The sequence below is a fragment of the Phaeobacter sp. 11ANDIMAR09 genome (assembly GCF_001294455.1).
In the GTDB taxonomy this organism is placed as follows: Bacteria; Pseudomonadota; Alphaproteobacteria; order Rhodobacterales; family Rhodobacteraceae; genus Pseudophaeobacter.
The window spans coordinates 18,051-42,404 of sequence record NZ_LIKT01000013.1; the positions used below are offsets into that span (position 1 = coordinate 18,051).

Annotated in this window: 23 protein-coding genes; 16 read left to right on the forward strand and 7 right to left on the reverse strand. The window is 57.3% G+C overall.

Annotation, left to right across the window (positions count from 1 at the left end; translation table 11 throughout):
* From rseP to lpxB, 8 genes are all read left to right on the forward strand, one after another.
* On the forward strand, positions 1–1,350 hold the full coding sequence (rseP, locus tag AN476_RS12365) for an RIP metalloprotease RseP (RefSeq protein WP_054461901.1): 1,350 nt from the start codon (positions 1–3) through the stop codon (positions 1,348–1,350).
* Positions 1,351–1,603: 253 nt separating this feature from the next.
* The gene (locus tag AN476_RS23085; RefSeq protein WP_172684826.1) at positions 1,604–1,741 is read left to right on the forward strand and encodes a hypothetical protein; all 138 of its coding nucleotides are present in this window, start codon (positions 1,604–1,606) and stop codon (positions 1,739–1,741) included.
* Between the two features lie 136 nt (positions 1,742–1,877).
* Entirely contained in the window at positions 1,878–4,298 is a 2,421-nt protein-coding gene (bamA, locus tag AN476_RS12370; RefSeq protein ID WP_054461902.1) for an outer membrane protein assembly factor BamA, read from the forward strand.
* A gap of 16 nt (positions 4,299–4,314) precedes the next feature.
* Positions 4,315–4,944 (forward strand): OmpH family outer membrane protein, encoded by a 630-nt coding sequence (locus AN476_RS12375; protein WP_371257347.1) that lies wholly within the window; start codon positions 4,315–4,317, stop codon positions 4,942–4,944.
* Positions 4,945–5,018: 74 nt separating this feature from the next.
* The gene (gene fabZ, locus AN476_RS12380) at positions 5,019–5,483 is read left to right on the forward strand and encodes a 3-hydroxyacyl-ACP dehydratase FabZ (RefSeq protein WP_054461903.1); all 465 of its coding nucleotides are present in this window, start codon (positions 5,019–5,021) and stop codon (positions 5,481–5,483) included.
* A 5-nt stretch (positions 5,484–5,488) separates the two neighbouring features.
* The gene (gene lpxA, locus AN476_RS12385; protein WP_054461985.1) at positions 5,489–6,274 is read left to right on the forward strand and encodes an acyl-ACP--UDP-N-acetylglucosamine O-acyltransferase; all 786 of its coding nucleotides are present in this window, start codon (positions 5,489–5,491) and stop codon (positions 6,272–6,274) included.
* A gap of 4 nt (positions 6,275–6,278) precedes the next feature.
* Positions 6,279–7,067 carry an LpxI family protein gene (locus AN476_RS12390; protein ID WP_054461904.1) on the forward strand — a complete coding sequence of 263 codons (789 nt, stop codon included), beginning with the start codon at positions 6,279–6,281 and terminating at the stop codon, positions 7,065–7,067.
* Complete coding sequence (lpxB, locus tag AN476_RS12395; RefSeq protein ID WP_054461905.1) at positions 7,064–8,221, forward strand: lipid-A-disaccharide synthase; 1,158 nt, start codon at positions 7,064–7,066, stop codon at positions 8,219–8,221. The genes AN476_RS12390 and lpxB overlap by 4 nt, the downstream gene beginning before the upstream one ends.
* 32 nt (positions 8,222–8,253) lie before the next feature.
* Here lpxB and mnmA read toward each other — a convergent pair whose 3' ends face one another.
* On the reverse strand, positions 8,254–9,399 hold the full coding sequence (gene mnmA / locus AN476_RS12400) for a tRNA 2-thiouridine(34) synthase MnmA (protein WP_054461906.1): 1,146 nt from the start codon (positions 9,397–9,399) through the stop codon (positions 8,254–8,256).
* Positions 9,400–9,548: 149 nt separating this feature from the next.
* On the opposite strand from mnmA, the gene AN476_RS12405 reads away from it, so the two are divergent.
* The 5 genes from AN476_RS12405 (at position 9,549) to AN476_RS23485 (ending at position 15,578) form a co-directional block, all read left to right on the forward strand.
* Positions 9,549–9,827, forward strand: a complete 279-nt coding sequence (locus AN476_RS12405) for a DUF1153 domain-containing protein (protein WP_054461907.1) — start codon at positions 9,549–9,551, stop codon at positions 9,825–9,827.
* Positions 9,828–9,951: 124 nt separating this feature from the next.
* On the forward strand, positions 9,952–10,671 hold the full coding sequence (gene ctrA, locus AN476_RS12410) for a response regulator transcription factor CtrA (protein ID WP_027240116.1): 720 nt from the start codon (positions 9,952–9,954) through the stop codon (positions 10,669–10,671).
* A 268-nt stretch (positions 10,672–10,939) separates the two neighbouring features.
* Complete coding sequence (gene ligA / locus AN476_RS12415) at positions 10,940–13,198, forward strand: NAD-dependent DNA ligase LigA (RefSeq protein WP_054461986.1); 2,259 nt, start codon at positions 10,940–10,942, stop codon at positions 13,196–13,198.
* The gene (gene recG / locus AN476_RS12420; protein WP_054461908.1) at positions 13,195–15,285 is read left to right on the forward strand and encodes an ATP-dependent DNA helicase RecG; all 2,091 of its coding nucleotides are present in this window, start codon (positions 13,195–13,197) and stop codon (positions 15,283–15,285) included. The genes ligA and recG overlap by 4 nt, the downstream gene beginning before the upstream one ends.
* Positions 15,286–15,455: 170 nt before the next feature.
* Positions 15,456–15,578 (forward strand): hypothetical protein, encoded by a 123-nt coding sequence (locus tag AN476_RS23485; protein ID WP_256363949.1) that lies wholly within the window; start codon positions 15,456–15,458, stop codon positions 15,576–15,578.
* A 239-nt stretch (positions 15,579–15,817) separates the two neighbouring features.
* Here the strand turns inward: AN476_RS23485 and AN476_RS12425 are convergent, their stop codons facing one another.
* Positions 15,818–17,281: a methyl-accepting chemotaxis protein gene (locus AN476_RS12425; protein ID WP_083464328.1), complete on the reverse strand. Its 1,464-nt coding sequence runs from the start codon at positions 17,279–17,281 to the stop codon at positions 15,818–15,820.
* A gap of 58 nt (positions 17,282–17,339) precedes the next feature.
* The gene (locus AN476_RS12430; protein ID WP_054461909.1) at positions 17,340–17,792 is read right to left on the reverse strand and encodes an iron-sulfur cluster assembly scaffold protein; all 453 of its coding nucleotides are present in this window, start codon (positions 17,790–17,792) and stop codon (positions 17,340–17,342) included.
* A 59-nt stretch (positions 17,793–17,851) separates the two neighbouring features.
* Between AN476_RS12430 and hisI the strand changes: the two genes are divergently transcribed.
* Positions 17,852–18,229, forward strand: coding sequence for a phosphoribosyl-AMP cyclohydrolase (gene hisI, locus AN476_RS12435; RefSeq protein ID WP_054461910.1), 378 nt, complete (start codon positions 17,852–17,854; stop codon positions 18,227–18,229).
* Positions 18,230–18,364: 135 nt separating this feature from the next.
* Here the strand turns inward: hisI and gluQRS are convergent, their stop codons facing one another.
* From gluQRS to AN476_RS12450, 3 genes are all read right to left on the reverse strand, one after another.
* Complete coding sequence (gene gluQRS, locus AN476_RS12440; protein WP_054461911.1) at positions 18,365–19,288, reverse strand: tRNA glutamyl-Q(34) synthetase GluQRS; 924 nt, start codon at positions 19,286–19,288, stop codon at positions 18,365–18,367.
* Positions 19,289–19,311: 23 nt separating this feature from the next.
* On the reverse strand, positions 19,312–20,655 hold the full coding sequence (gene trmFO, locus AN476_RS12445) for a methylenetetrahydrofolate--tRNA-(uracil(54)-C(5))-methyltransferase (FADH(2)-oxidizing) TrmFO (protein WP_054461912.1): 1,344 nt from the start codon (positions 20,653–20,655) through the stop codon (positions 19,312–19,314).
* A gap of 477 nt (positions 20,656–21,132) precedes the next feature.
* Positions 21,133–21,915: an enoyl-CoA hydratase gene (locus tag AN476_RS12450; RefSeq protein ID WP_054461913.1), complete on the reverse strand. Its 783-nt coding sequence runs from the start codon at positions 21,913–21,915 to the stop codon at positions 21,133–21,135.
* A 58-nt stretch (positions 21,916–21,973) separates the two neighbouring features.
* Here AN476_RS12450 and AN476_RS12455 point away from each other — a divergent pair, with 58 nt between their 5' ends.
* Positions 21,974–22,396 (forward strand): PaaI family thioesterase, encoded by a 423-nt coding sequence (locus AN476_RS12455; protein ID WP_054461914.1) that lies wholly within the window; start codon positions 21,974–21,976, stop codon positions 22,394–22,396.
* Here the strand turns inward: AN476_RS12455 and asd are convergent.
* Positions 22,393–23,286, reverse strand: a complete 894-nt coding sequence (asd, locus tag AN476_RS12460; protein WP_054461915.1) for an archaetidylserine decarboxylase — start codon at positions 23,284–23,286, stop codon at positions 22,393–22,395. The two genes, AN476_RS12455 and asd, sit on opposite strands and share 4 nt — an antisense overlap.
* 261 nt (positions 23,287–23,547) lie before the next feature.
* Between asd and AN476_RS12465 the strand changes: the two genes are divergently transcribed.
* Positions 23,548–24,330 carry a transporter substrate-binding domain-containing protein gene (locus AN476_RS12465; protein ID WP_054461916.1) on the forward strand — a complete coding sequence of 261 codons (783 nt, stop codon included), beginning with the start codon at positions 23,548–23,550 and terminating at the stop codon, positions 24,328–24,330.
* Positions 24,331–24,354 lie beyond the last annotated feature (24 nt).

Sequence of the window (24,354 nt, forward strand, 5' to 3'; positions counted from 1 at the left end):
TTGGACCTCCTCTCCCTTCTCCCGCAAATCAGCGGGCTGTTCTATACCATTGTCAGCTTTGTGGTGGCGCTTTCGGTCATCGTCGCGGTGCATGAATATGGCCATTATATTGTGGGGCGCTGGTCTGGCATCCACGCCGAGGTCTTTTCGCTGGGATTTGGTCCGGTACTGTGGAGCCGTCACGATAAACATGGCACCAAGTGGCAAATTGCGGCGCTACCGTTTGGGGGATATGTCAAATTCCTTGGCGATGCTGATGCGGCCTCCGGCAAAGACCTGGATGTGATCGAAGCGGCTGCAGCAGATCCGGTGCAACTGCGCCGGACCATGCACGGGGCGCCGCTTTGGGCGCGCGCTGCGACCGTTGCTGCGGGACCGGTGTTCAATTTTGTCATGTCGATTGCCGTCTTTGCCTCTTTGGCTCTGTACTTTGGTATGGTCCGCACCCCCTTGACGATTGGGTCTTTGGTGCCTGTTCCCGGGGTGGAAAACACGCTGCGCCCGGGGGATGAGCTGCTTGAAGTTGGCGGCATTGTGCTTCCGGAACTCGGCGATACGGCGGGCTGGACGGCGTTTCGCGAGGCCCTGCCTGTAACCCCCAGTTTAGACTATCTGGTCCGTCGCGACGGTGTTGAGCACAGCCTCGTAGATACCCATTTTGCCCCGGCCTATGTGTCGTCTGTGACACCGCGCAGTGCCGCTGCGGATGCTGGGGTTCTGACGGGGGATTTCATCACTGCTGTAGATGGTGAACCTGTTTTTGCTTTTGGGCAGTTGGTTGCCAAGGTCGCAGAAACCAAGGGGGCTGAGCTCTCTCTTGAGATTATGCGCGACGGGACCAAGCTGGAGATGACCTTGTCGCCGCGCCATGTGGACCTGCCAAACCCCGAAGGTGGGTTCACCAGCCGCTGGCTGATCGGGATTGGTGGTGGTAGCCTGATAGACTATCAGACGGAACCTGCCAGCATTGGCCATGCGCTCAGCACGGGGACAGAACAAGTCTGGACTGTGATCCGCTCATCGATTTCTGGGCTGACACATATTATCAGCGGGGCCATCAGCACCTGTAACCTGTCAGGTCCGATCGGCATCGCCAAGGCGTCCAGCGACACGGCGAGCCAGGGGGCTGCCAGCTTCATCCGCTTTATTGCGGTCCTGTCGACGGCCATTGGTCTGCTTAACCTGTTTCCCATCCCGGCGCTGGATGGCGGCCATCTGGTGTTTTACGCCTATGAGGCGGTTGTTGGTCGCCCGCCCAGTGATCGCGCAATTCAGATCCTGATGACCGCAGGTATTGTGATGATCCTGTCTTTGATGGTCTTTTCGCTGAGCAACGATATTTTCTGCTAAGGGCAGACCTAAACCGACTGCCCCATAGCCCGCCCTCTGATCCTGAGGGCGGGCTTTTGCTTTTGTCATGGCTGGGGCTTTGCCGCTTTGGCGATGCCCAAGTTCTGCCCTTGTCTCGCGATGCCCAACTGATGCCACATTCGCCAGTTAATGAATTGGTAATCTGCATTAACGCGCAGGATCGGACAGGGTCCCATGCCAGGACTTAAGTTTTTGCTCCGCTTCTGTGCTCTTTGTCCTGGGGGATCAAACCATGCAAAGCTACATGATGGCGCCGAATGAAACCGAAAACGGATTTGCACTTTTGCTACGCCTGAACTGGGATCGTGCGCTTGCAGCGGGCTTCATTCTGCTCTCGCTTTGGCTGGGCAGTTGGCTGGCCGCTTTGTAATCTCATCATAAGTCTAAATTTTTTAGTCAAGACGGCGCGCGGGTTCCTGCCTGCGTGTTTTTTTGTGGGTTTTGACAACCGCCCTCAAACCCGCTACGCACTGTGTTAAGCTGCTATTAATTTCGGGTAAACACTGATGGTCTGGGGCAAGAACGTGGGCATATCCTGCGGTAAGCGCGAAAAGCGTACCAATATTTTGTATCGGGGCGTATCTGTCGTCGCTCTGACGGTTACTTTCGGATTTGGGCTGTCACCCAATTTTGCCGAAGCTCAAAACTACCGCTTTAATCGGGTGCAGGTAGAGGGCAACCAACGTATTCAAAGCTCAACAATCGTTGCCTATACGGGCATTGAACGGGGCAAGACGGTATCGGCTGGCAAGTTGAACGATGCCTATCAGAACATCATCGACAGCGGTGTATTTGAATCGGTTGATCTGGTCCCCAAGGGGAACACCCTGGTTATCAAAGTGACCGAATTCCCGACCATCAATAAGATCAACTTTGAAGGCAACCGTCGGATTAAGGATGAGAATCTCTCTGGGATTATCGAATCGTCCCCACGACGGGTGTTCGATCCTGCGGTGGCCGAACGTGACGCCGCCGCCATTGCCGAAGCCTATGGCGTGCAGGGCCGACTTGCCTCTCGGGTGACGCCGCGGATCATCCGCCGCAGCGACAACCGCGTTGATCTGGTGTTTGAAATCTCCGAAGGGGATACCACCGAGGTGGAACGCGTTTCCTTCCTGGGCAACCAAGTCTATTCCGACCGCAGGCTGCGCAGGGTTCTGGAGACAAAGCAGGCAGGCTTTTTGCGGGCCTTTATCAACAAAGACACTTTGATCGAGGATCGCGTCGAGTTTGACAAGCAGATCCTGCGTGATTTCTACCTGTCGCGCGGCTATGTCGATTTCCGGGTCAATAGTGCCAATGCTGAAGTCACTCGGGAGCGGGATGCGGTTTTTCTGGTTGTTGATGTTACCGAAGGCCAGCAGTTCTCTTTTGGCGACATCACAGTCACCAGCGAAGTTTCCGAAGCGGATGCAGATGTCTTCCGGCAGGCCCTCAAATCCAAGCCGGGGGTGATTTATTCGCCGACAATCGTAGAGACCGAGATTGAGCGCATGGAAACGCTGGCTCTGCGTTTGGGCATCGATTTCCTGCGGATCGAACCTCGGGTGACACGGAATGATCGCGACCTTACTCTTGATCTCGACTATGTGCTCACACGCGGCCCACGTGTTTTTGTTGAGCGTATCGATATTGAGGGCAACACAACCACTCTGGACCGGGTGATCCGCCAGAAATTCCGCACCGTCGAAGGCGATCCTTTCAACCCGCGTGAAATCCGGCGTACAGCCGAACGAATTCGCGCGCTTGGCTTCTTCTCGGAAGCGGATGTCGATGTGCGTGAAGGTAGTTCGCCGAGCCTCGTTGTTGTGGACGTTGATGTCGAAGAACAGCCAACAGGTTCTTTGAGCCTGGGTGGGTCATACTCGATTGATTCCGGTTTGGGGCTCTCCATTGGCTTGACGGAGAACAATTTCCTGGGACGTGGCCAGCGGCTTTCCTTTGCTATCGCAACTGCGACAGAAGAAGACGAATATGTCTTGGGGTTTGTTGAACCTCATCTTCTGGGGCGGGACCTTCGCTTCAGCTTAGATCTTGGTGTTGCAGAGTCGGATTCGAGTTTTTCTCAATACGACACTAAGCGGGCTTTCGTCACTCCGGCCCTCACCTTCAACCTGAGTGAGAGCACTGCGCTTCAGCTGAGCTATTCGTGGCAGAGTTCCGAGATGATTGCTCGGGCTGATGTGTCAGATACCAGCATAGTTCCAACCAATGTCTATGCATCTGCCTCACCGACCGTTGTAAATGAGATTTCCCAGGGCGAGCGCAGCAGTAGTATTGTCGGGTTTAAGTATACCTATGACAGCCGTCTGATCGGACTTGATCCAAATGCGGGTTTCTTGTTTGAATTTGGCGCTGACTATGCGGGTCTCGGTGGCGACAACGAATATGTAAAAACCACCACCAAGTTTGTTGCCCAAAAGATGGTTTTCAACGAAGAGGTCACCCTGCGGGCGACTCTGGAAACCGGAGCTTTGCACTGGCTTGGCAGTAACAACAGCAGATCTTTGGATCGGTTTATCCTATCTCCGTCGATCATGCGTGGCTTTGAACCTGGCGGCATTGGCCCACGGGACCAGAGCGCCTACCCTGGTGGCAGCACCGGAAGCTATGATGATTTCCTGGGGGGCAATCTGTTTGCCGTTGCACGTTTTGATGCTGAGTTCCCGCTGGGGCTGCCAGAAGAGCTTGGGCTCCGAGGCGGGGTTTTTTACGACATCGGCAACCTTTGGGGGCTTAACGATGTGGACACATCTGGCAGCTCGAACATTGTCGGCCGAGATGGTTCATTCCGCCATGTTGTCGGCTTCTCGTTGCTTTGGACTACCGGGCTTGGCCCGCTACGGTTCAACTTTTCAAAGGCGCTACGCAAAGAAGACTTTGATAAGGAACAAAGCTTCGATCTGACCCTACAGGCACGGTTCTAAACCTGTGATCGGGAGTTTGGCAAAATCTCTGCCGTTTCAAAAACCACCAGCGCTGGCCTTCGGGCTGGCGCTTGTTACCCTGATCACCGGAACATTGCCGACGCTCGCCCAGCAATCACTGCCGATGACAGGGTTTGAGATGGGGCGGGACGTTCAGCTGGGAACGCCTCAAAGCGGTCTTTTGACGATCCAGCCCGACCGGCTTTTCTCGGAAAGCCTATTTGGCAAGCGCGTCACCCGTGAAATCGAAGCCGAAGGGGCGGTCTTGACTGTTGAGAACCGTAATATCGAAGCCGAGTTACGGACCGAAGAACAGGAATTGACCGAGCGGCGCAGTCAGATGGAAGCCGAGGCCTTTCGGGCTCTTGCAGATGCCTTTGACCGCAAGGTTCAGGAGACGCGCAATACTCAAGAACAAAAGCTTCGTGAGATCACGCAGTTGGGAGAGGATGCGCGGCGCGAGTTTTTCGCCGCTTCCTTGCCTGTGCTCGAGGGGATTATGCGGGAAACCGGGGCCGGGGCGATCCTGGATCACTCTACGGTTTTCCTAAGCGCAGATGTCGTGGATATCACTGAACTTGCCATCAGCCGGATCGACAGGGTGCTTGGCGACGGGCTGGGGCAGGCGGGTGCAGACGACCAATAGGCTGTCGAAAGCTTGCTCAAAACGGGCCTAGTTGATAGGGACGTTTCAAACCATTCAAAGACAGGAAGAATGCCATGACCGCTGAGCTGCAGAGCGCCGATATCCACCTGATCCAGCGGATCCTGCCGCACCGCTACCCCTTTCTCTTGGTCGATAAAGTCGTCGATATTGATGGTATGAAATCGGCACGCGGCATCAAGAATGTGACCATGAACGAGCCGCATTTTCAGGGGCATTTCCCTGGGACGCCAATCATGCCAGGGGTCACAATTGTCGAAGCCATGGCGCAGACCGCAGGTGTCATGTTGGGGGTGGCCCTTGATATGGCCGATCGGGACCTGCTGATCTATTTCATGAATATCGACAAGTGCAAATTCCGTCGCAAGGTCATCCCCGGAGATGTTCTGGAGATGAATGTGGAAGTCCTGCGCGGCAAGCCAGGTGGTAAAATCTTTAAATTCAAAGGGGTTGCCACGGTAGAGGGTGAAGCTGCGGCCGAGGCCGAGTTTACGGCCATGGTGGATATTCAAAAGGATTGAATATGATGAGCCAGATTCATCCCAGCGCGGTGATTGAAGAGGGCGCCAAGATTGGCGAGGGATGCGAGATCGGTCCCTTTTGCCATATTGGCCCCGAGGTTGTTCTGGGAGACCGCGTGACGCTTAAGTCTCATGTGGTTGTCACCGGGGACTGCGAAATTGGCGATGACACGGTGGTCTTTTCCTTTGCCGTGCTTGGCGAGATCCCTCAGGATCTCAAGTTCCAGGGCGAAAAAAGCCGTACTGTCATTGGCAAGCGCAATCGCATTCGGGAACATGTCACGGTCAATGCCGGCACCGAAGGTGGGGGCGGTGTGACCCGTATCGGTGACGATGGGCTGTTTATGGCGGGCTGTCATATTGCCCATGATGCTATTGTTGGTGACCGGGTCATAGTGGTGAATTCCGCAGCCGTGGCCGGCCATTGCGTGCTCGAAGACGATGTGATCATCGGCGGGCTCTCTGGTATTCATCAATGGGTGCGTATCGGCCGCGGTGCCATCATTGGCGCGGTGACCATGGTGACCAATGACGTTATCCCCTATGGGCTGGTGCAGGCGCCACGCGGTGGGCTGGACGGTCTTAATCTTGTTGGGCTCAAACGCCGGGGTGTCACCCGCTCAGATATCACCGCCCTGCGAGCGGCCTTTCAGATGTTGGCCCAGGGAGAGGGGACGTTTCAGGAACGGGCCCGCCGGTTGGGCGAGGAGACCGAGAGTGCCTATGTGGAAGAAATTGTCTCTTTTATCACGGGTCAAACAGATCGCTCTTTTTTGACCCCCGGAGGATGACCCTATGCTCGCAGTGATTGCCGGGACCGGGCTGTTGCCAAAAGAAGTTTCTGATCGCCAAACCAAACGGCCTCTGATCTGTGCGATGGAGGGCTCGGAGCCCGATTGCGTGGATGCTGAAATCTCGTTTCGCATTGAACATTTAGGCAGTTTTCTGGCGCGGTTGCAGGCGGCCGGGGTGACAGAGGTTTGCCTGGCCGGGGCGGTTAGTCGCCCAGCCATTGACCCCACCGCGATTGATGCGGCGACTATGCCCATGGTTCCGGTGATCCAAGCGGCGTTGGGGGCTGGGGATGATGGCGCGCTGCGCGCAGTCATGGGGCTAATCGAGCAGGCAGGGTTCACCCTGCGCGCCGCACATGAGGTTGCCCCTGAACTGCTGATGCAAGAGGGGGTGCCGACCCAGGTACAGCCCGGCGCCCTGGACAAGGCAGATGCGGATCGCGGTGCTGCAGTGGTTGCGGCCATGTCGGCTGCAGATATTGGTCAATGCTGCGCCATTCGTGCGCGCCAGGCCATTGCCGTGGAGGGCGCTTTTGGCACCAATTGGCTTTTGCAAAGCCTCAACCAACGCCCCGACGGGCAGGGCGGGCTGTTGTTCAAAGCGCCCAAACCGGGACAGGACAGACGGGCAGATCTGCCTGCCATCGGCCCAAGGACCGTTGAACTGGCTGCCAAGGCCGGACTGTCAGGCATTGTGCTGGAGGCCGGAGGAGTCATTGTGCTGGAGCAGGAAAAGGTGATTGCAGCCTGTGATCGCCTGGGCCTGTTTCTCTGGCTGCGCGCCTCGTGAGCCTGAAGGTCTTTATTCTGGCCGGAGAGCCCTCCGGGGACCGGCTGGGGGGGGCTTTGATGGCAGGGCTCAACACCCTGAACCCGGATGTGACTTTTGACGGGATTGGTGGCGCACTCATGCAGGCGCAGGGGCTGCGCTCTCGCTTTCCGATGGAAGAGCTGTCGGTGATGGGGCTGGCAGAGGTTCTGCCAAAGTACCGCCATCTCAAGCGTCGCATCCGCGAAACGGCTGAGGCGGTGATTGCCCAGAAACCCGACGTGTTGATCACCATCGATAGTCCAGATTTTTCACTGCGGGTCGCTGCCCTCGTTAAGGCGGGCAGCGATATTCGCACCGTCCACTACGTGGCGCCCTCGGTCTGGGCCTGGCGGCCCAAGCGGGCGGTGAAGATGGCCAAGAGCATTGATCAGGTTCTGGCCTTGCTTCCCTTTGAGCCTCCTCTGATGCAGGCGGCGGGGATGGATTGCGATTTTGTCGGTCATCCGGTTGTGGCAGAGCCCCTGGCCACCGAGACAGAGATCCGCGATTTCCGACAAGAGTTTAACCTGGGGGATCAGCCGCTGGTTCTGGCGCTGCCAGGATCACGACGGTCCGAGGTCACGCGACTTGGCCCCGTTTTTGGCGAGGCCTTGCAGGCCTTTGCCCATTTCCACCCCGGTTATCGGGTGGTTGTACCCTGTGCCGCTCCGGTGGCGGATCTGGTACGGTCGCAGGCCGAAGATTGGCCCGAGGATACCCTGTTTCTGGACCCAGCCGCCTATGACGCAGAGCGCTACGCGGCAATCAAACGCGCGGCCTTTGCGGGGCCAAGCCTAGCGCTTGCTGCCTCCGGGACGGTCTCGCTGGAATTGGCGGCGGCAGCAACGCCGATGGTCATTGCCTATCGATTCCAGTGGCTCACCTGGCAGGTGATGAAACGCATGGCGCTGGTGGATACGGTGACGCTGGTCAACCTGGTCAGCGAGACCCGCGTGGTGCCGGAATGTCTGGGGCCCGATTGCACCGCAGAAAATATTGCCGCCAAGTTGGATGAGCTGGCCCAAGCGCCAGAGCTGCAAAACGCGGCTATGGCGGTCACCATGCAACGCCTGGGACTGGGGGGCGAAGATCCTGGCTTGCGGGCCGCCAGGGCGGTTTTGAACCGCCTCTAGCACACGTTTCTGTAGTGCCCATGGGGCGGAGCTTAGTAGCCGCGCCAGATCCAGCCGCCGCCAAAGATGCGGCTGCTGTCGGAGTCGTAGAACACACAGGCCTGCCCGGGCGAAACCCCTTCTTCCGGTGTCAGAAGTTCCACTTCGGCGGTTGTGGCACTGAGCGGGCGAATTATTGCCTCGCGCGGGGGGCGGGTGGAGCGCACCTTGACCATGACAGTCCACTCGTCTCGACTCTCAAAGGGGTCATCCCCCAGCCAGTTGATTTCGCGAACTGGTATCGTGCGGGTCGCCAGCAGCTCTTTTGGACCCACAATCACCTGTTTTTTGTCCACATCCAAACGCACCACATAGAGCGGCTCGGTCAGGCCGCCGATGCCCAGACCGCGACGTTGGCCGATCGTATAGTGAATGACGCCGGTATGCGTTCCCAGCACGCGGCCATCTGCATGTACGATTTCTCCGGGCTCAGCTGCGCCTGGACGCAATTTCTCGATAACGGAGGTATAGTTTCCATCTGGGACAAAACAAATGTCCTGGCTGTCGGGTTTATCGGCCACCGCAAGCCCATATTGCGCTGCCATCTCGCGGGTTGCGTCCTTGGAGGGCAGATGGCCCAGAGGGAATCGCAGATAGTCGAGCTGCTCAGGCGTGGTGGAAAACAGGAAATAGCTCTGGTCGCGGTTTGCATCCTCGGCGCTGTGCAACTCGGCGCCCTGTGCACCCATTTTGCGCTGGATGTAATGGCCGGTTGCCATGCAATCGGCCTCCAGGTCGCGGGCGGTTTCCAAAAGATCCTTGAATTTCACCCGCTCATTGCAGCGAATACAGGGCACAGGTGTCGCGCCTGCCAGATAGCTATCGGCGAACTCATCAATCACCGCGTCTTTGAAGATGTTTTCATAATCAAGCACATAATGCGGGAAGCCGCGTTCTTCGGCCACGCGGCGGGCATCATGGATATCAATGCCGGCACAGCAGGCACCTTTTTTCGCCAGTGCAGCCCCGTGATCATAGAGCTGCAGCGTGACACCGATCACATCATAGCCCTGATCGGCGAGATAGGCCGCAACAACGGAACTGTCGACGCCCCCGGACATCGCCACCACCACGCGGGTTTCAGCGGGCGGTTTGGCAAAGCCAAGGGAGTTCAGTGGAGTATCTGTATCCAGTGCCATCAGGCAATTCCTTAGATCAAGGGGGCAAGCATCGCAGAATATATGAAAATCCTACAGACTCTCAAGGGGGCAGGTTCATGGCTCATTAAGTAGACTGCGCATTAGCTGTTGCTGAGCAAAGAAATGATGCACCGAACAAGGGAAAAGGCATGTTCCTGAAGAAAGTCGAAGGTCCGCGCGCTGTAACACTGCCTGATGGCAGTACGATGACGCGTGCTGACTTGCCACCAGAAGACACCCGCCGTTGGGTGGCCTCCCGCAAGGCAGCGGTCGTGCGTGGCGTTCTCTATGGCTTGATTCCCCAGACCGAAGCCCTGCGCCGCTATGGGCTGAGCGAGGAGGAGTTCCGCAGCTGGATTTCGGCGGTGGCGGACCATGGCGAAGAGGCGCTGAAAACCACCCGACTAAAAGAATACCGTAAACACTGAAGCCATTTTAAACTGAAGACTTGAGTCAAAGTTGATAATTAACGATTATGGTAACGGGCCATTAACCTTTTTCCATCAGGGTTAACGCAACCTAAGGGAAACAGTTACAGGCGGAGACTTTCACATGCGTATTCTTCTGGTCGAGGACGATCCAACAACAGCAAAAAGCATCGAGTTGATGCTGACCCATGCCAACCTCAACGTCTATTCGACGGATCTGGGCGAGGAAGGGATCGATCTGGCGAAGCTATATGACTACGACCTGATCCTGCTGGATCTCGGCCTGCCGGATATGAATGGTCACGAAGTCCTGCGCCAACTGCGCATGGCCCGTATCGAAACGCCGATCCTCATTCTGTCCGGTGCGGACGATACGGACAATAAAATCAAAGGTTTCGGCTTTGGAGCGGATGACTATCTGACCAAACCTTTCCATCGCGAAGAGCTGGTGGCCCGGATCCACGCGATCATTCGCCGCTCCAAAGGTCACTCCCAGTCGATCATCAAAACCGGCAAGATTGCCGTTAACCTGGATGCAAAGACCGTTGAGGTCGACAGCAAGACTGTTCACCTGACTGGTAAAGAATATCAAATGCTGGAACTCTTGAGCCTGCGTAAGGGGACGACCCTGACCAAGGAGATGTTCCTGAACCATCTTTATGGTGGCATGGATGAACCCGAACTGAAAATCATTGACGTTTTCATCTGCAAACTGCGCAAAAAACTCAGCACTGCAACGGGCGGCGACAACTACATCGAAACCGTTTGGGGCCGGGGCTATGTTTTGCGGGACCCGCAGGATGATCAGATGTCCGGTGGTCATCGCATGGCCGTAGGCGCCTGAGACGACGCAGTCTGATCGCAGCGGTTGCAGTCCCAAATAGCCTGGGGCAGGTCAAAGTGTAGATCTGCCCGGCTTTGTGAATGTCCGGATAGTGAAATTTAGGTTAATGCTGCGCGCGTGTGCAGCACAGAAGAACCCGCTTTTGGCGGGTTTTTTGCTGTTTTGACCGGGCGGCCTGTGTTGAGGCGCTTTCCTGTGTCACGGTCACTAGACGCGACGGGATACCCGATTTATCACCTAGGGCATACTAGGACGATGGGTGCCGCGCGTGACACAGAACCAAACACATGATCCCTCAGGGCTTTCTCAGGAGCAGGCGAAGGTAGAGCTTTTGCAGCTGCAGGCTCAGCTCATCGCGGCCGATCAGGCCTACCATCAGGATGATACTCCAATCTTGAGCGACGCCGATTACGATGCTGCGAAACGACGCTACCAAGCGCTGGTCACGGCCTTTCCCAGGCTGCAGGAGATCGCAACCCAGCTGGACACTGTGGGCGCACCGGTCGGCTCGGGCTTTGGCAAGATCCAGCATGTGGTGCCGATGCTATCCCTTGGCAACGCCTTTGATGACGGGGATGTGGCGGATTTTGACCGAAGCATCCGCAGCTACCTGGGCTTGGATGCCAACCAGCCGCTCGCCTATACCGCCGAACCCAAGATCGACGGGCTGTCGCTCTCGCTTCGCTACGAAAAGGGGGTCTTGATACAGGCTGCGACGCGCGGAGATGGGGCAACGGGTGAGAATGTCACCGCCAATGCCCGCACGATCGCCGATATCCCGCAGCAGCTTCAGGGCGCACCGGAGGTTCTGGAAGTGCGTGGCGAAGTCTATATGAGCCACGAAGATTTTGCTGCGCTCAACGCCCGCTACATGGAACGCGGTGGCAAGACCTTTGCCAATCCGCGCAATGCGGCAGCAGGGTCGTTGCGACAGCTTGATGCGGAAATCACCCGGGAACGACCTTTGCGATTCTTTGCCTATAGCTGGGGAGACCTATCTGCTCCTTTGGGGAATACGCAAAGCGAGGCCATCGAGCGGCTGCATGAATTGGGCTTTCAGACCAACCCGCTGACACAGAGCTGCGCCTCGGTGGCGGAGATGATTGCGCATTACCGTCATATTGAGGCACAGCGCGCCACTTTGGGCTATGATATCGATGGTGTGGTCTACAAGGTGGACGCGCTGGCGCTGCAAGCGCGTCTTGGTTTTCGCTCGACAACGCCACGTTGGGCTATCGCCCATAAGTTCCCGGCTGAACTGGCCTGGACTCACCTTGAGGCCATCGACATTCAGGTGGGGCGCACCGGCGCACTCAGCCCTGTTGCCCGTCTCACTCCGGTGACGGTAGGCGGGGTGGTGGTCTCCAACGCCACCTTGCACAATGAGGACTACATACGGGGGCGCGACAATAAGGGCGAAGAGATCCGCGATGGCAAGGATATTCGCGTTGGCGATTGGGTTCAGATCTATCGTGCCGGGGATGTTATTCCCAAGGTGGCCGACGTTGATTTGACAAAACGCACCGGAGAAGACGTGCCATTTGATTTCCCTGAGACCTGTCCCGAATGTGGGTCTCCGGCGGTGCGCGAAGAGGGTGATGCGGTCCGCCGTTGCACGGGCGGCATTATCTGCCCCGCGCAAGCTATTGAAAAACTAAAGCATTTTGTCTCCCGCAAGGCCTTTGATATCGAAGGTCTCGGCGCCAAGCAGCTGGAGATGTTCTATGGTGATCCTGATCTACCCATTCGCACGCCGGTGGACATCTACACCTTGGAAGAACGCGATGCCGGCCAGTTGGCAAAGTTGAAAAACCGCTCCGGTTGGGGCGATCAAAGCGCTGCCAATCTCTTTGCCGCGATCACGGAGAAACGCAATATTGCTTTGGGGCGGATGATCTTTGCGCTTGGCATTCGCCATGTAGGAGAGGTCGCTGCCAAGGATTTGGCACTGCATTTTGGCAGCTGGGATGAGCTAGCAAAGGCGCTTGATCTGGCACGCCCGGCAGCACTTGCTCATCGCTCTGCGGATATGGCAGAGGATCAGGAGCGCGCCGAGGCCAACCGTGAGGGGCGGCGCGCCAAAATCAAGGAAACCCGCGAGGCTGTGCTGTCCCGCCTTGAATTGCATCTCGCGGCGCGCGAAGCCTGGGAAGATCTGGTTGGCATCGATGGCATTGGCGCGACTGTTGGTCTGTCGCTTTCGGATGCTCTGGCCAATGCCCAGGAACGGGCGGTCTTTGATGATCTGGTGGGGCATTTGAATATTTCGGCTCCGGCTGCCCCAACGCAGGAAAGTCCGGTGGCTGGGCTGACCGTTGTTTTTACCGGCAAGCTAGAGAAGATGACACGGGACGAAGCCAAAGCGCGGGCGGAAGCCCTGGGCGCCAAGGTCTCGGGCTCGGTTTCAAAAAAGACCGATATTTTGGTTGCCGGGCCGGGGGCTGGCTCAAAGGAGAAGAAGGCGCAGGATTTGGGCATTCGCATCCTGGATGAGGACGGTTGGCTGGCGGAGATTGCGCCAAAATGAGCGGCCGCCCGGAGATCCTGTTTCCGCTCTTTGCCGATGCAGAGACCCTGAAGGGGGTGGGGCCAAAGACCGCGCAAAACCTGGCGCAGATCGGGTTGGAAACCCCGCGGGACCTTGCGTTTTCGCTGCCGCATTCGATTCTGGACCGCCGTCGCCGGTCCTCGATCAAGGGGCTAGATCTGCCGGCCATCGCCACCGTTGAGGTTGAGGTGGGGAGCCACAAGCAAGCCCGCAATCGGGGCGGCGCCTATCGGATCAATGTGACGGACCAAGAGGTTGAATTTCAACTGGTTTTCTTTCATGGGCGGAGCCGCTACCTGGAGGCCCAATGCCCAGAAGGTTCGCGGCGTCTGGTGTCCGGCAAGGTCGAATTGTTCGACGGTATTGCCCAAATGGTACATCCGGAACACATGGTGCCCCTGGCCGAGGCTGCGGATATCCCGGAGTTTGAGCCGGTTTACCCGCTGACCCATGGGGTGACCCAGAAAACCATGACCAAGGCGGTGCGCAGTGCCTTGGACCGGCTGCCGGACCTGGAAGAATGGATCGACCCGGAGCAGGTCAAGCGCGAGGGCTGGCCCGACTGGAAGGATGCACTGATTGCAGCGCATCACCCGGAGGGGTTGGAGGATCTATCGGCTGAGGCCCCGATCCGGACCCGGCTTGCCTATGATGAGCTTTTTGCGCATCAGCTGACCCTGGCGTTGGCGCGGCAGGCCGAGCGCAAATCACGCGGTATTGTCAGCCGGGCAACCGGGCGTTTGCAGGGGCCGGTGCTGGCCTCGCTGCCCTATCGTCCCACCGCTGCGCAGGCCCGTGCGATCGCGGAAATATCTGCGGATATGGCCTCAGATCGCAAGATGAACAGATTGCTGCAAGGTGATGTAGGGTCAGGAAAAACTCTGGTTGCCTTTATGGCGCTCTTGGTCGCGGTTGAAGCCGGCGGCCAGGGGGTGATGATGGCTCCAACCGGGATCCTGGCCCAGCAACATTTTGAAGGGCTGCGGCCGCTGGCGGAGGAGGCCGGGGTGGTGCTCGAATTGCTGACGGGCCGCGACAAGGGGGCTGAGCGACGGGCCAAATTGGCGGCTCTGGAGGCGGGGGATATTCAGATCCTGGTCGGCACCCATGCGGTGTTTCAACAGGATGTGCAGTTTCACCAGCTGCATCTGGCGATTGTTGATGAACAGCATCGCTTTGGGGTGCGCCAGCGCATGGAACTGGCGGAAAAGGGCAAGGGGGCGGATGTTTTGGTGATGACGGCGACGCCAATCCCGCGCTCGCTGGCTCTGGCGCAATATGGCGATATGGATGTATCGGTGCTGGATGAAAAACCGCCCGGGCGCAAACCGGTAAAAACCGCGGTGCTGAGCACCGAGCGGATGGAGCAGGTTGTTGATCATCTGCGCGGGGCCATCACTGAGGGACGCCAATGCTATTGGGTGTGCCCGCTGGTGGGCGAATCCGAAGTCATGGATCTGATCGCCGCCGAGGAACGTTTCAAACATCTGCGGGCAATTCTGGGCGAGAGCCTGGTTGGCCTGGTGCATGGTCAGATGCCGCCGGCAGAAAAAGACGCGGCCATGCAGGCCTTTCAGCGGGGAGAGACCAAGGTTCTGGTGGCCACCACGGTGATCGAGGTCGGGGTCAACGTGCCCAATGCCTCGATCATGGTTATAGAACGCGCCGAGATCTTTGGTCTGGCACAGTTACACCAGCTGCGCGGCCGGGTGGGGCGCGGCAGTGCGGAATCGACCTGTCTGCTCATGTACCAGCCCCCTCTGAGCGAAGGTGGACGCCGACGGCTGGAGGTGCTGCGCGAAAGCGAAGATGGATTTAAGATCTCGGAAACCGATCTGCAGATGCGTGGCGCAGGCGATGTGATTGGGACGGCGCAATCAGGTTTACCGCAATTCCGTATCGCAGACCTAGAGCGGCAGGCCGCCTTGATGGCCGTGGCCCAAAGCGATGCCCGATCGCTCTTGGCGATGGACCCGGAGCTGTCGAGCGCGCGGGGCCGCGCGGCGCGTGTTCTTTTGTGGCTTATGAAGCAGGATCAAGCTATTCGTTTGATTTCAGTCGGTTAGGCCAATTTTTCCTGAATTTCCTCTCGCAAGTTCTGAAAAAGTTCGCAAATGTTCTCAAAAAGTTCTTTACAGGGCTGGCGCAAAATGAGAACAAAAGAGCAACAAGAGGCCGACGGAGAGCGGCGAGGTTAAAGCCTGAACCCTGACAGAGAGTAGTGGAGACAAATCTGATGATGACCCAGTTGAAGACAACCCTACACAATGCCCAACCGACCCTTCTTCAGGATGCGCTTGGCGCCGCTGCGCTGGCCGTCATGCTGGTTGTTGCGCTTCATCTGCCGGGGTTCCTGTAATCGCGCAACCGTGATCCCACGATCTCTTTTTTCAACCCCTTGAATACCTATTTCTAGTTTCTGCCTGCTGTCTTTATGTCAGATGCGCTGACATCCACCCCGGTGTCATTGGATCCCCGCCTGACTTTATCCACCCGGTTGCGCCTATCAACCGGGATGCGCTCTGATCCCCGCATAAAGACGCATTTCCTGCCGCCACCATCTGCCCGGATGTGTGGCGGCTTTTTTTGTGCCACAGCCTAGGAGGTGATCCCCATGCGGACACCGCCCCAATGGCGTGCCCCAACAAAGACCGGAGCCGACAGGTCCTTCATCATCACAAATTTGCCGCCGCCCATGTCCCGGCGGTAAACCTGCATCAGGAAGGGTTCGGAATTGCGACCCGCCTTGAGCCCCACCCGATCATCAAAGATCCGCCGATTTCGACAATTGGCGGTGTTCCACTCAGGATCACTGCCCTGCGGGTGGGAGAATTTTTTGTTATGGGTCGGCAAATAGCCATTGGTGTCGATCGCTGCACAAAACACCACACGCGGGTCAAAATCGAGGGCTGCCTCCAAAATCGGGGGCAACGTGGCATCTGTGAGGGACAGGAAGGAGGTGGTGTATTGCTCGGGGTTGCTGCCCGGGATCAGTTTGTAATTCTTGTCAAAAAGAGCGCTGGAGGAGATTTTTCCAGCCTCCAGAGCTCTTTCAAAAATGGTTCCAACCTTTTGGCTCAGCTCGGTGACATAGGAAATCAGCTTTTTATCCGTGGATTGCCCGCCAAGGGCAACGGTCCCCTGCACCAATTGTTCCGAAGAGGAAATCAGATTCTCAACCCGCGTATGGGTGTCGTGAATGCCTGTAGTGGTCTGCTCGACAGATTTTCCGATGCGGTTGATATTGGGGGCAAAGCTGTTCACCGCCTTTTTGACCACCGCCGCCTTGTCGAGGATGCGGGCGGTCTGGGCGTTTACCTCGGTTGCCTTTTCTTCAATACTCACCAGTGAACTATCCGTTTCCCGGGCCTGGCCCAGGATTTTTTCGGCAGATTGTGAAATGTCGACGGTTTCATCGTGAAGCAGAGTGACCCATTTCGACAGGTTTTCGATATTCATGCCAATTTCCTGCGCAGCACTTTGGGTGCGTTTTGAAAGGTCATTGATTGCTTCGGCCACCACGGCAAAACCGCGCCCAGCGTCTCCGGCCCGGCTGGCCTCGATCTTGGCATTGATGGCCAAGATATTTACCTGGGCGGCAATATTGGTGATCATTTCGTTGTTTTTGCGAACGGCTTCAACTGTCCCGCCGATTTGATCGGTGCGTTCTTCCAGATCGTTGACCCATTCAGCAACGGCCTGGCTGCGTCCGCTGTTGTCGCGGACAAATTTGACCGAGGTCTGGACCGATTTCAGTGTCTCCTCGGTGGTTACCGATACCGTCTGAATGGTGTCCAGAACTTGCCCATTAGAGGTGACTACCTGATCTGCCTGGCGGGTGAGATCCCTGAGGGCAGAGAGCTGACCCTGAGATTGTTGATCCATCTCGTCCAAAAAGCCCGCAATATCGACAATCTCATATCCCAGTTGCGAGGAGAGCTGGGTCAGATGGTTGAGTTGCAGGTTCTGGGCTGCGGTCTCTTGCGAGAGCGCGGTTTCATTGGCGATCATGGCTGCTGGATGTGTCGCTGCCGCTGCCGTGGACTGGGTGTGTGACTGCATGATTTGGGCCTGTTTTGAATCAACAAGCCCGTTATATTTGATTAAAATAAAGGTGAGGTTAAGCGCAGTTTTTCTGCAAAGCCGCTTCGAACGCCTCCAAAGATGCCTCGAGGCAGAGCAGAATAGAGGCGTGGCGGTTTTTGAATTCGCGTGCTGGAATAAGGACTTCCAAATCGGCAAAGGGGGTATTGGGGGCGGCTGCGCCCTGCTGGAGCATGGCTTTCAGCTCATCCCGGGCGGTTTTGACCTCGGCAAAAGAGCGGCCAATGATGTTTTGTCCCACCACCGAGGCCGAAGCCTGCCCCAGAGCGCAGGCCTTGACGTCCTGGCCAAAATCGCTGATCCGCCCCTCGGCCAGTTTGAGGTCCACGGTAACGGTCGATCCACAGAGCGGCGCGCGTTTTTTTGCCGTGGCATCCGGGGCTTCCAGCCGGTCGAGATAGGGAATATCTGCGGCCAGCGCCAAAATGCGGGAGGAATAGAGCTTGATGAGATCGGATTCGCTGGACATCTGTGGCCTTGGGCTTTCCCTTGGAGTTTCTTCCCCATACATAGGCACGCATATCCCAGATGCAAAAGGTTTTTGACATGTCCTTTGATCCCAACAGCCTGACCTTTGACCCGGCCGGTCTGATCCCCTGTATTGCGCAGGATGAAGAGAGCGGTGAAGTTCTGATGATGGCCTGGATGAATGCCGAAAGCGTTGCAAAAACGCTGGAGACCGGCAAGGTGACCTATTGGTCGCGTTCGCGACAGGCTTTTTGGGTCAAGGGCGAAAGCTCGGGCCATGTGCAAAGCCTGGTGGATTTGCGCTTGGACTGTGACAGGGATTGCCTGTTGGCCCTGGTGCGCCAGGTGGGGCCGGCTTGCCACACCAACCGTCGCAGCTGTTTTTACACAGCTATTCGCGGGGGGGGAGAGCAGGAATTGATGTCCCCGATGGTGTGAGGCCCGCAGCGAGAAGGGCGAGAAGGGAAGGGGGCGGCGCTGCAGCGCCGCTGCCTCCGGCGGGAATATTTATGGAAAAGTGAATGTGAGCTGTTGCGCAGATCAGGCCTGTGTGTGGCCTGAGTTCAAACCGGATCAGTCCAGTCCGACAAGGGCGCGGATATCTGCAGGGGATGCGCCATCCTCTCTGTATTTGGCAATCGCCCGGGCATCATCGCGTTTGGCGAGCCGTTTGCCTGTTTCATCGCGGATCAGGCCGTGGTGGTGATAGGTTGGCTGCGACCAGTAGGTCTTGATCTCCCCGTCAAGCAGCCAGCCGATCAGGCATTGTATGATGGTGGCCTCCAGTAGATCCGCGCCGCGGACAACATGGGTGACGCCCTGTTGCTGATCGTCGACGACGACTGCCAGGTGATATGATGCGCCCATGTTCTGGCGTGCCACCACAAAATCCCCAATGTTTTTAAGAATATCCTGCATAGAGAAGGTGTAGTGACCCGCCGGGCTATTGGCTCTTGGACCTGTTTCACAAAAGCAGGCGGCGCGGGGGGCTTCTCCGCCTGTTGGGGAGAAATGGCCGCCTGCGTGCAGCGGGGTCAGGGCTTTGTGCACATCCAGCCGCAGCGTGACGTCTTGAGGTCGCGGTCCTGAGGGACTGCGGCGAGGCCGGCAGGTGCCAGGGTAAATGAGACCATCGGGGCCAAGCTGCGGCTGGCCTTCTTGCGGGGCGGATTGTGCCTCTTTGATATCGCGCCGGGTGCAGGTGCAGCTGTAGAGCAGTCCTTTCCGCCAGAGCACATCCAGGGCGGTATCGTAGTCCGCCTGGCATTGGCTTTGCTTTCGTACCGGCGTTTGCCAGCTGATGCCAAGCCAGGCCAGATCTTCATAGATCTGTTCTTCCCAGGTGGCGCGTGATCTGCTTTGGTCCAGATCATCTATACGCAGCAGGAATTTGCCGCCCCGGGCCTGGGCCATGTCGTGGCCCAACAGCGCGGAATAGGCGTGGCCCAGATGCAGCGGACCAGTGGGCGAGGGGGCAAAGCGGGTGATGAAGGTCACAGGAACTGCCCCCTTGGTTTGATTCAGGCGAAGCTTTCCAGCCAGTTGGCCCAGGCTGCTTTGGCACGATCCGTATAGGCCTTGTAGCGGTCCTTGCGGCCGCGACGACCGCCTTTTAGGCCCTCAACCGGTTGGAACAGACCAAAGTTCACGTTCATCGGCTGAAAGGTCTTGGCCTCGGCGCCACCAGTGATGTGATGGATCAGCGCCCCCATGGCACTGTCCTGGGGTACCTGGGGTAGCTCAAGCCCGAGGATCTCAGCGGCGGCCATACGGCCTGCCAGCAGTCCCATGGCCGCGCTTTCCACATAGCCTTCAACCCCGGTGATCTGGCCGGCAAACCGCAGATGCGGCTTGGATTTCAGCCGCATCTGATCGTCCAGCAGGGTGGGGGAGTTGATGAAGGTATTGCGGTGGATACCGCCAAGCCGGGCAAAGCTGGCCTGTTCCAGCCCTGGGATCATTTTCAGAACCTCAGTCTGGGCGCCATATTTCATTTTGGTCTGGAAGCCGACAATATTGAACAGAGTGCCAAGCGCATTGTCTCGGCGTAGCTGCACCACGGCATAGGCCTTTTCCTCTGGCTTGTGCGGATTGGTCAGGCCCACGGGTTTCATCGGGCCAAAGCGCAGGGTCTCGCGACCGCGTTCTGCCATGACCTCGATCGGCAGGCATCCGTCGAAATATCCCGCTGTTTCGCCCTCGTGGAATTCGGTCTTGTCAGCCGTCAAGAGCGCGTCGATGAAAGCCTCATATTGGTCTTTGGTCATCGGGCAGTTGAGATAGGCGGTGCGTTCTTCTTCAGTTTCACCCTTGTCATAGCGCGACTGCATCCAGGCCTGCGACATGTCGATGCTGTCAGTATAGATGATTGGCGCTATGGCATCAAAGAAGGCCAGTGCCTCAGCTCCGGTCTCTGCCTGAATGGCCTGGCCAAGGGTGCCAGAGGTCAAAGGTCCGGTGGCAAAGATCCAATGGCCGTCCGCGGGCAGGGCGGTGATTTCCTCATAGGAGACTGAGATATTGGGGTGCGCCTTCAGCTTGGCCGTCACCGTCTCGGCAAAGGGGTCGCGGTCCACGGCCAGGGCGCCGCCGGCGGGCAGGCGGTGCTCTTCGGCGGTGGCCATGATGAGGCCATTGGCGGCGCGCATCTCCCAATGGAGCAGGCCGACGGCGTTTTGCTCGTCATCGTCGGACCGGAAGGAATTGGAGCAGACCATCTCGCCCAGATTGCCGGTCTGATGGGCAAAGGTTTCCACTTTGGGCCGCATCTCGTGGATCACCACGTTGACGCCCATGTTCGCAGCCTGCCAGGCCGCCTCGGACCCGGCCATGCCGCCGCCCACAATATGCAATGTCTCTGTCATGAGGGGCAAATAGGGCAGACCGGGCCGTTAAGCAATATTGTGCAGGCGCAAATGTGGCAGCAAAGGGGCGGAATGGGGCAAAGATGTCAGAGGCAGTTTGCCGGACCCTCATCGGCGCGGAGGCTGATGGTCAATGGTCGGAAATCGCAGGGTGGGACACAGTTGTATCAATACCGGGGTATCGTTTCTGTCCTGCGTACAATCGGGCAGAAACAGGGGCCGTATATCCCAAAGTATGGGTCTATGATCTAAAGGAGAGGGGAATTTGGGGCCGCTGAGCGGGAATGTCGACCGGGGAGAGAGATTCCCGGCTGGAGGGACCTTCCGCTTCAGCGGCCCAAATTGTGACGGGGTCAGAACATCTGTCGTAACCCGTGCCCAATCTTTGCCACGATCTTGCCCAGATTAAAAGGCCTGATATAGAAACAATAATTCCTGAATGGTAAACAAAGCCTAAAATTTTCTGACAAATTGTTATTATTCCCAGTCAGGGCGCCTTTTTTCGATAAAGGCCTGCATGCCTTCGACTGTGTCGGGCTGCATCAGGTTGGTGACAATCACCTCACTGGTATAGGCATAGGCCTCTTCGATTGGCATCTCCAGCTGCTGGTAATAGGCCTCTTTGCCGACCTTCACGGCTGCGCCGAGTTTTGAGGCAATCGTGTCGGCCAGGGCGCGGGTCTCGGACTCCAGTTGTTCTGCAGGGACCGCACGGTTGATTAGCCCCAGTTCCGCAGCGCGCGTTGCGGACATGAACTCACCAGTGGTGAGCAGCTCAAAGGCGTGTTTGCGCGGGATGTTACGCGACAGGGCAACCATAGGGGTGGAGCAGAACAGACCTATGTTGACGCCATTGACGCCAAAGCGGCAGTCATCAGAGGCAACCGCCAGATCACAAGAGGCCACCAACTGGCAGCCCGCAGCAGTGGCGATGCCATGAACCTGGGCAATGACGGGCTGTGGCAGGCGCTGCAGCCCCAGCATCACAGAGGTGCAGCGGGCAAAGAGCCCTTCGAAATAGGATTTTCCTTTGTCCTCGGCCTCTCGCCCGGCTGTCATCTGGCGAATATCGTGACCGGCGCAAAAGGCCTTGCCATTGCCAGAAAGGATCACCGCTTTGATGCTGCGATCTTCTTTTAGGGCGTCAATCTGTTCTTGCAGCGCCGCCAGCATCTCGTCCGACAGGGCGTTTAGCCGCTCGGGTGCATTCATTTGCAGATGGGCCACTGCATTTTTGTCGTGACGTTCCAGAATTGACATCTTGCTCTCCCTTGATGTTCCGGGTGAACACTAGGGCGCAACGAGGGAGAGGAAAAGCATGGGTTTGGCATTTGATGTCGCAGGGCTAGAGGCCTATATGGAGGCAATCTTTCCACAGGTCGCAAATGACTTCGCTATTGATGCTCTGTCGATGGGGGGCATCACCATGCGCCTAAAAGTGGCAGAGCGTCATCTGCGGCCTGGTGGGACAGTTTCTGGGCCGTCGATGTTTTCGCTGGCGGATGTCACCGTCTACGCGCTGGTGTTGTCGCGGCTGGGGCCCAAGGCGCTGGCAGTGACCACCAATTGTTCGCTGGATTTTATGCGCAAGCCCGAGGCCGGGCGCGACATTATCGCCAAGGGACAGCTGCTGAAACTGGGGCGCAGCCTTGCGGTGGGGGATGTTCATATGGTCTCAGCAGGATCAGACAAGCTAGTGGCGCGCTCCACTATGACTTATTCAATCCCGCCAGAGCGTTAAGCAATTGCGCGCGCCAGAGGCTGGCCAACCTTGACCAGCGTCTCGCGCCCCTGAGCGCTATTGGCCACAAGATCCTCGCTAAAGGAAATTTGGTCGGGTTGAAACACCACAACGACGGTGGAGCCGCCAAATTTGAAGTAGCCCTTTTCCTGCATCTTGCTGACCGCGCCTGTTGAGGTGGTGTTGATGATAGATCCAACCCCAAAGGCGCCGACTTCGCTAAAGCAGTAGGTTCCGATTTTCTCGTTTTTGATTAGGGTGTTGCAGCGCTTGTTTTCGCCAAAAACATCTGGCCCTGCGCCCAGGGCAATCGGGTTGACCGAGTGCAAGGCGCCGGGGATGTCCTGACTAGACAGAATCTGACCACCTGCGGGGAAATGGTAGCGGTGATAATCTGCCGGGCAAAGCCGTACGATCGCCAATGCACCACCCAAGAATTGCTCCGAGAGCCCGGGCAGCATTGAGGTGATCGACATCGGATGGCCTTTGACTGGCACAAAGACATCCCTGTCCAGCTTGGGAAAGACCAGAACCCGGCCATCCGCCGGAGAGACAACCTCGTCCGGATCATCTGAATAGGGGCGCGCTTCGGGTTTCAGGTGACGGGCAAAGAAATCATTAAACGAGCTGAAATCAGCGGCGGGTCTCTGGGCTTCAGCCATATCAATGGACAGCTCATCAATCACCGCCTTGATCTTGCCGCGCGACAGAGCGCTGTCATACCACAGGCCAAACAATCGGCTCATCAGGGGGGAGCGAAACAGCAGCCGCTCCACCAGGCTGGAACTGGTGTCCTGATAGGCCCAGCGGATCCATTTTTCACCGAGGATGACTTCGTCAAAAACCTGACCTGTGTCCCGGTTGACCACTTGAATGGGGGTGTTTTGCATGGGGTCCGCCTTGCTTTGCCTTACCCCTCGCCGCCTAACAGAGGCAAGTACCGGGCCTCAAGGGGATTTTGGCGCGGCAGGCCTGCCCTAAGGCGGGTGCCTGAATGTGAGTATAGATTTTGGCAATAATTATCATTCCCGTTATCTGTTTGTCCAATGGGGGTGAGCTGTGCAAGCGTCTCCCAATAGAAGCCAGGGGGCAGAGACGCAGGGCGTTTTCCACCCCGAGAGAGCAAAACGGAACCGACAAAGGAATGAACCATGACCACACGTAGAACGCTTTTGAAAACCACACTGGCCGCCGGCTTTGCCTTGGTTGCCAGCCTCTCTACTGCCAGCTTTGCAATGGCCGAAGAGCTGGGAAAGATCAAAGAAGACGGCGTAATCCGTATCGCCATGAGCGGCGCTTACCCTCCCTTTAACTTTGTCAATGACAGCAACGAAGTGGTCGGTTTTGATCCTGCTGTGGGCGCCGAGATCGCCAAGCGTATGGGCGTTGAAGTTGAAATCGTCACCACCGCCTGGGATGGCATCATTGGTGGCTTGCTGGCCAACAAATACGATGCCATCGTCGGCTCCATGTCGATAACTGAGGAACGCCAGCAAGTGGTTGATTTTGTTGGGCCCTATTACACCACCAAACGCGCCATCTTTGCCAAACCCGGCGGCATCACTTCGGCGGCCGCTTTGGGCGAAGCCAAGGTTGGTTTGACACTGGGCGAAACCCATGAGGCCTGGGCCCGTGAAATGGGCTATGACGTGCGCACCTATAAAGGCCTGCCCGAACTGCTGTTGGAGCTGGAGCACGGTCGCGTTGACGTCATCGTCAATGACTCGATTGCGGCCATCCTGGCGATGAAAGAAACCGGTCAAGACTATGTCATGATTACCGATTTTGAGACCGAAGAATTCGGCGCTGGTATCGCTATTCGCAAGGGCAACCCAGAGCTGGCTGCGGCCATGCAGGGCGCGCTGGACGCGATGATGGAAGATGGCACCTATCTTGAGATTGCCAATAAATGGGTTGGCGGCGACATTCGCTAAACCCCTCAAGACGCAGCCCCGCTC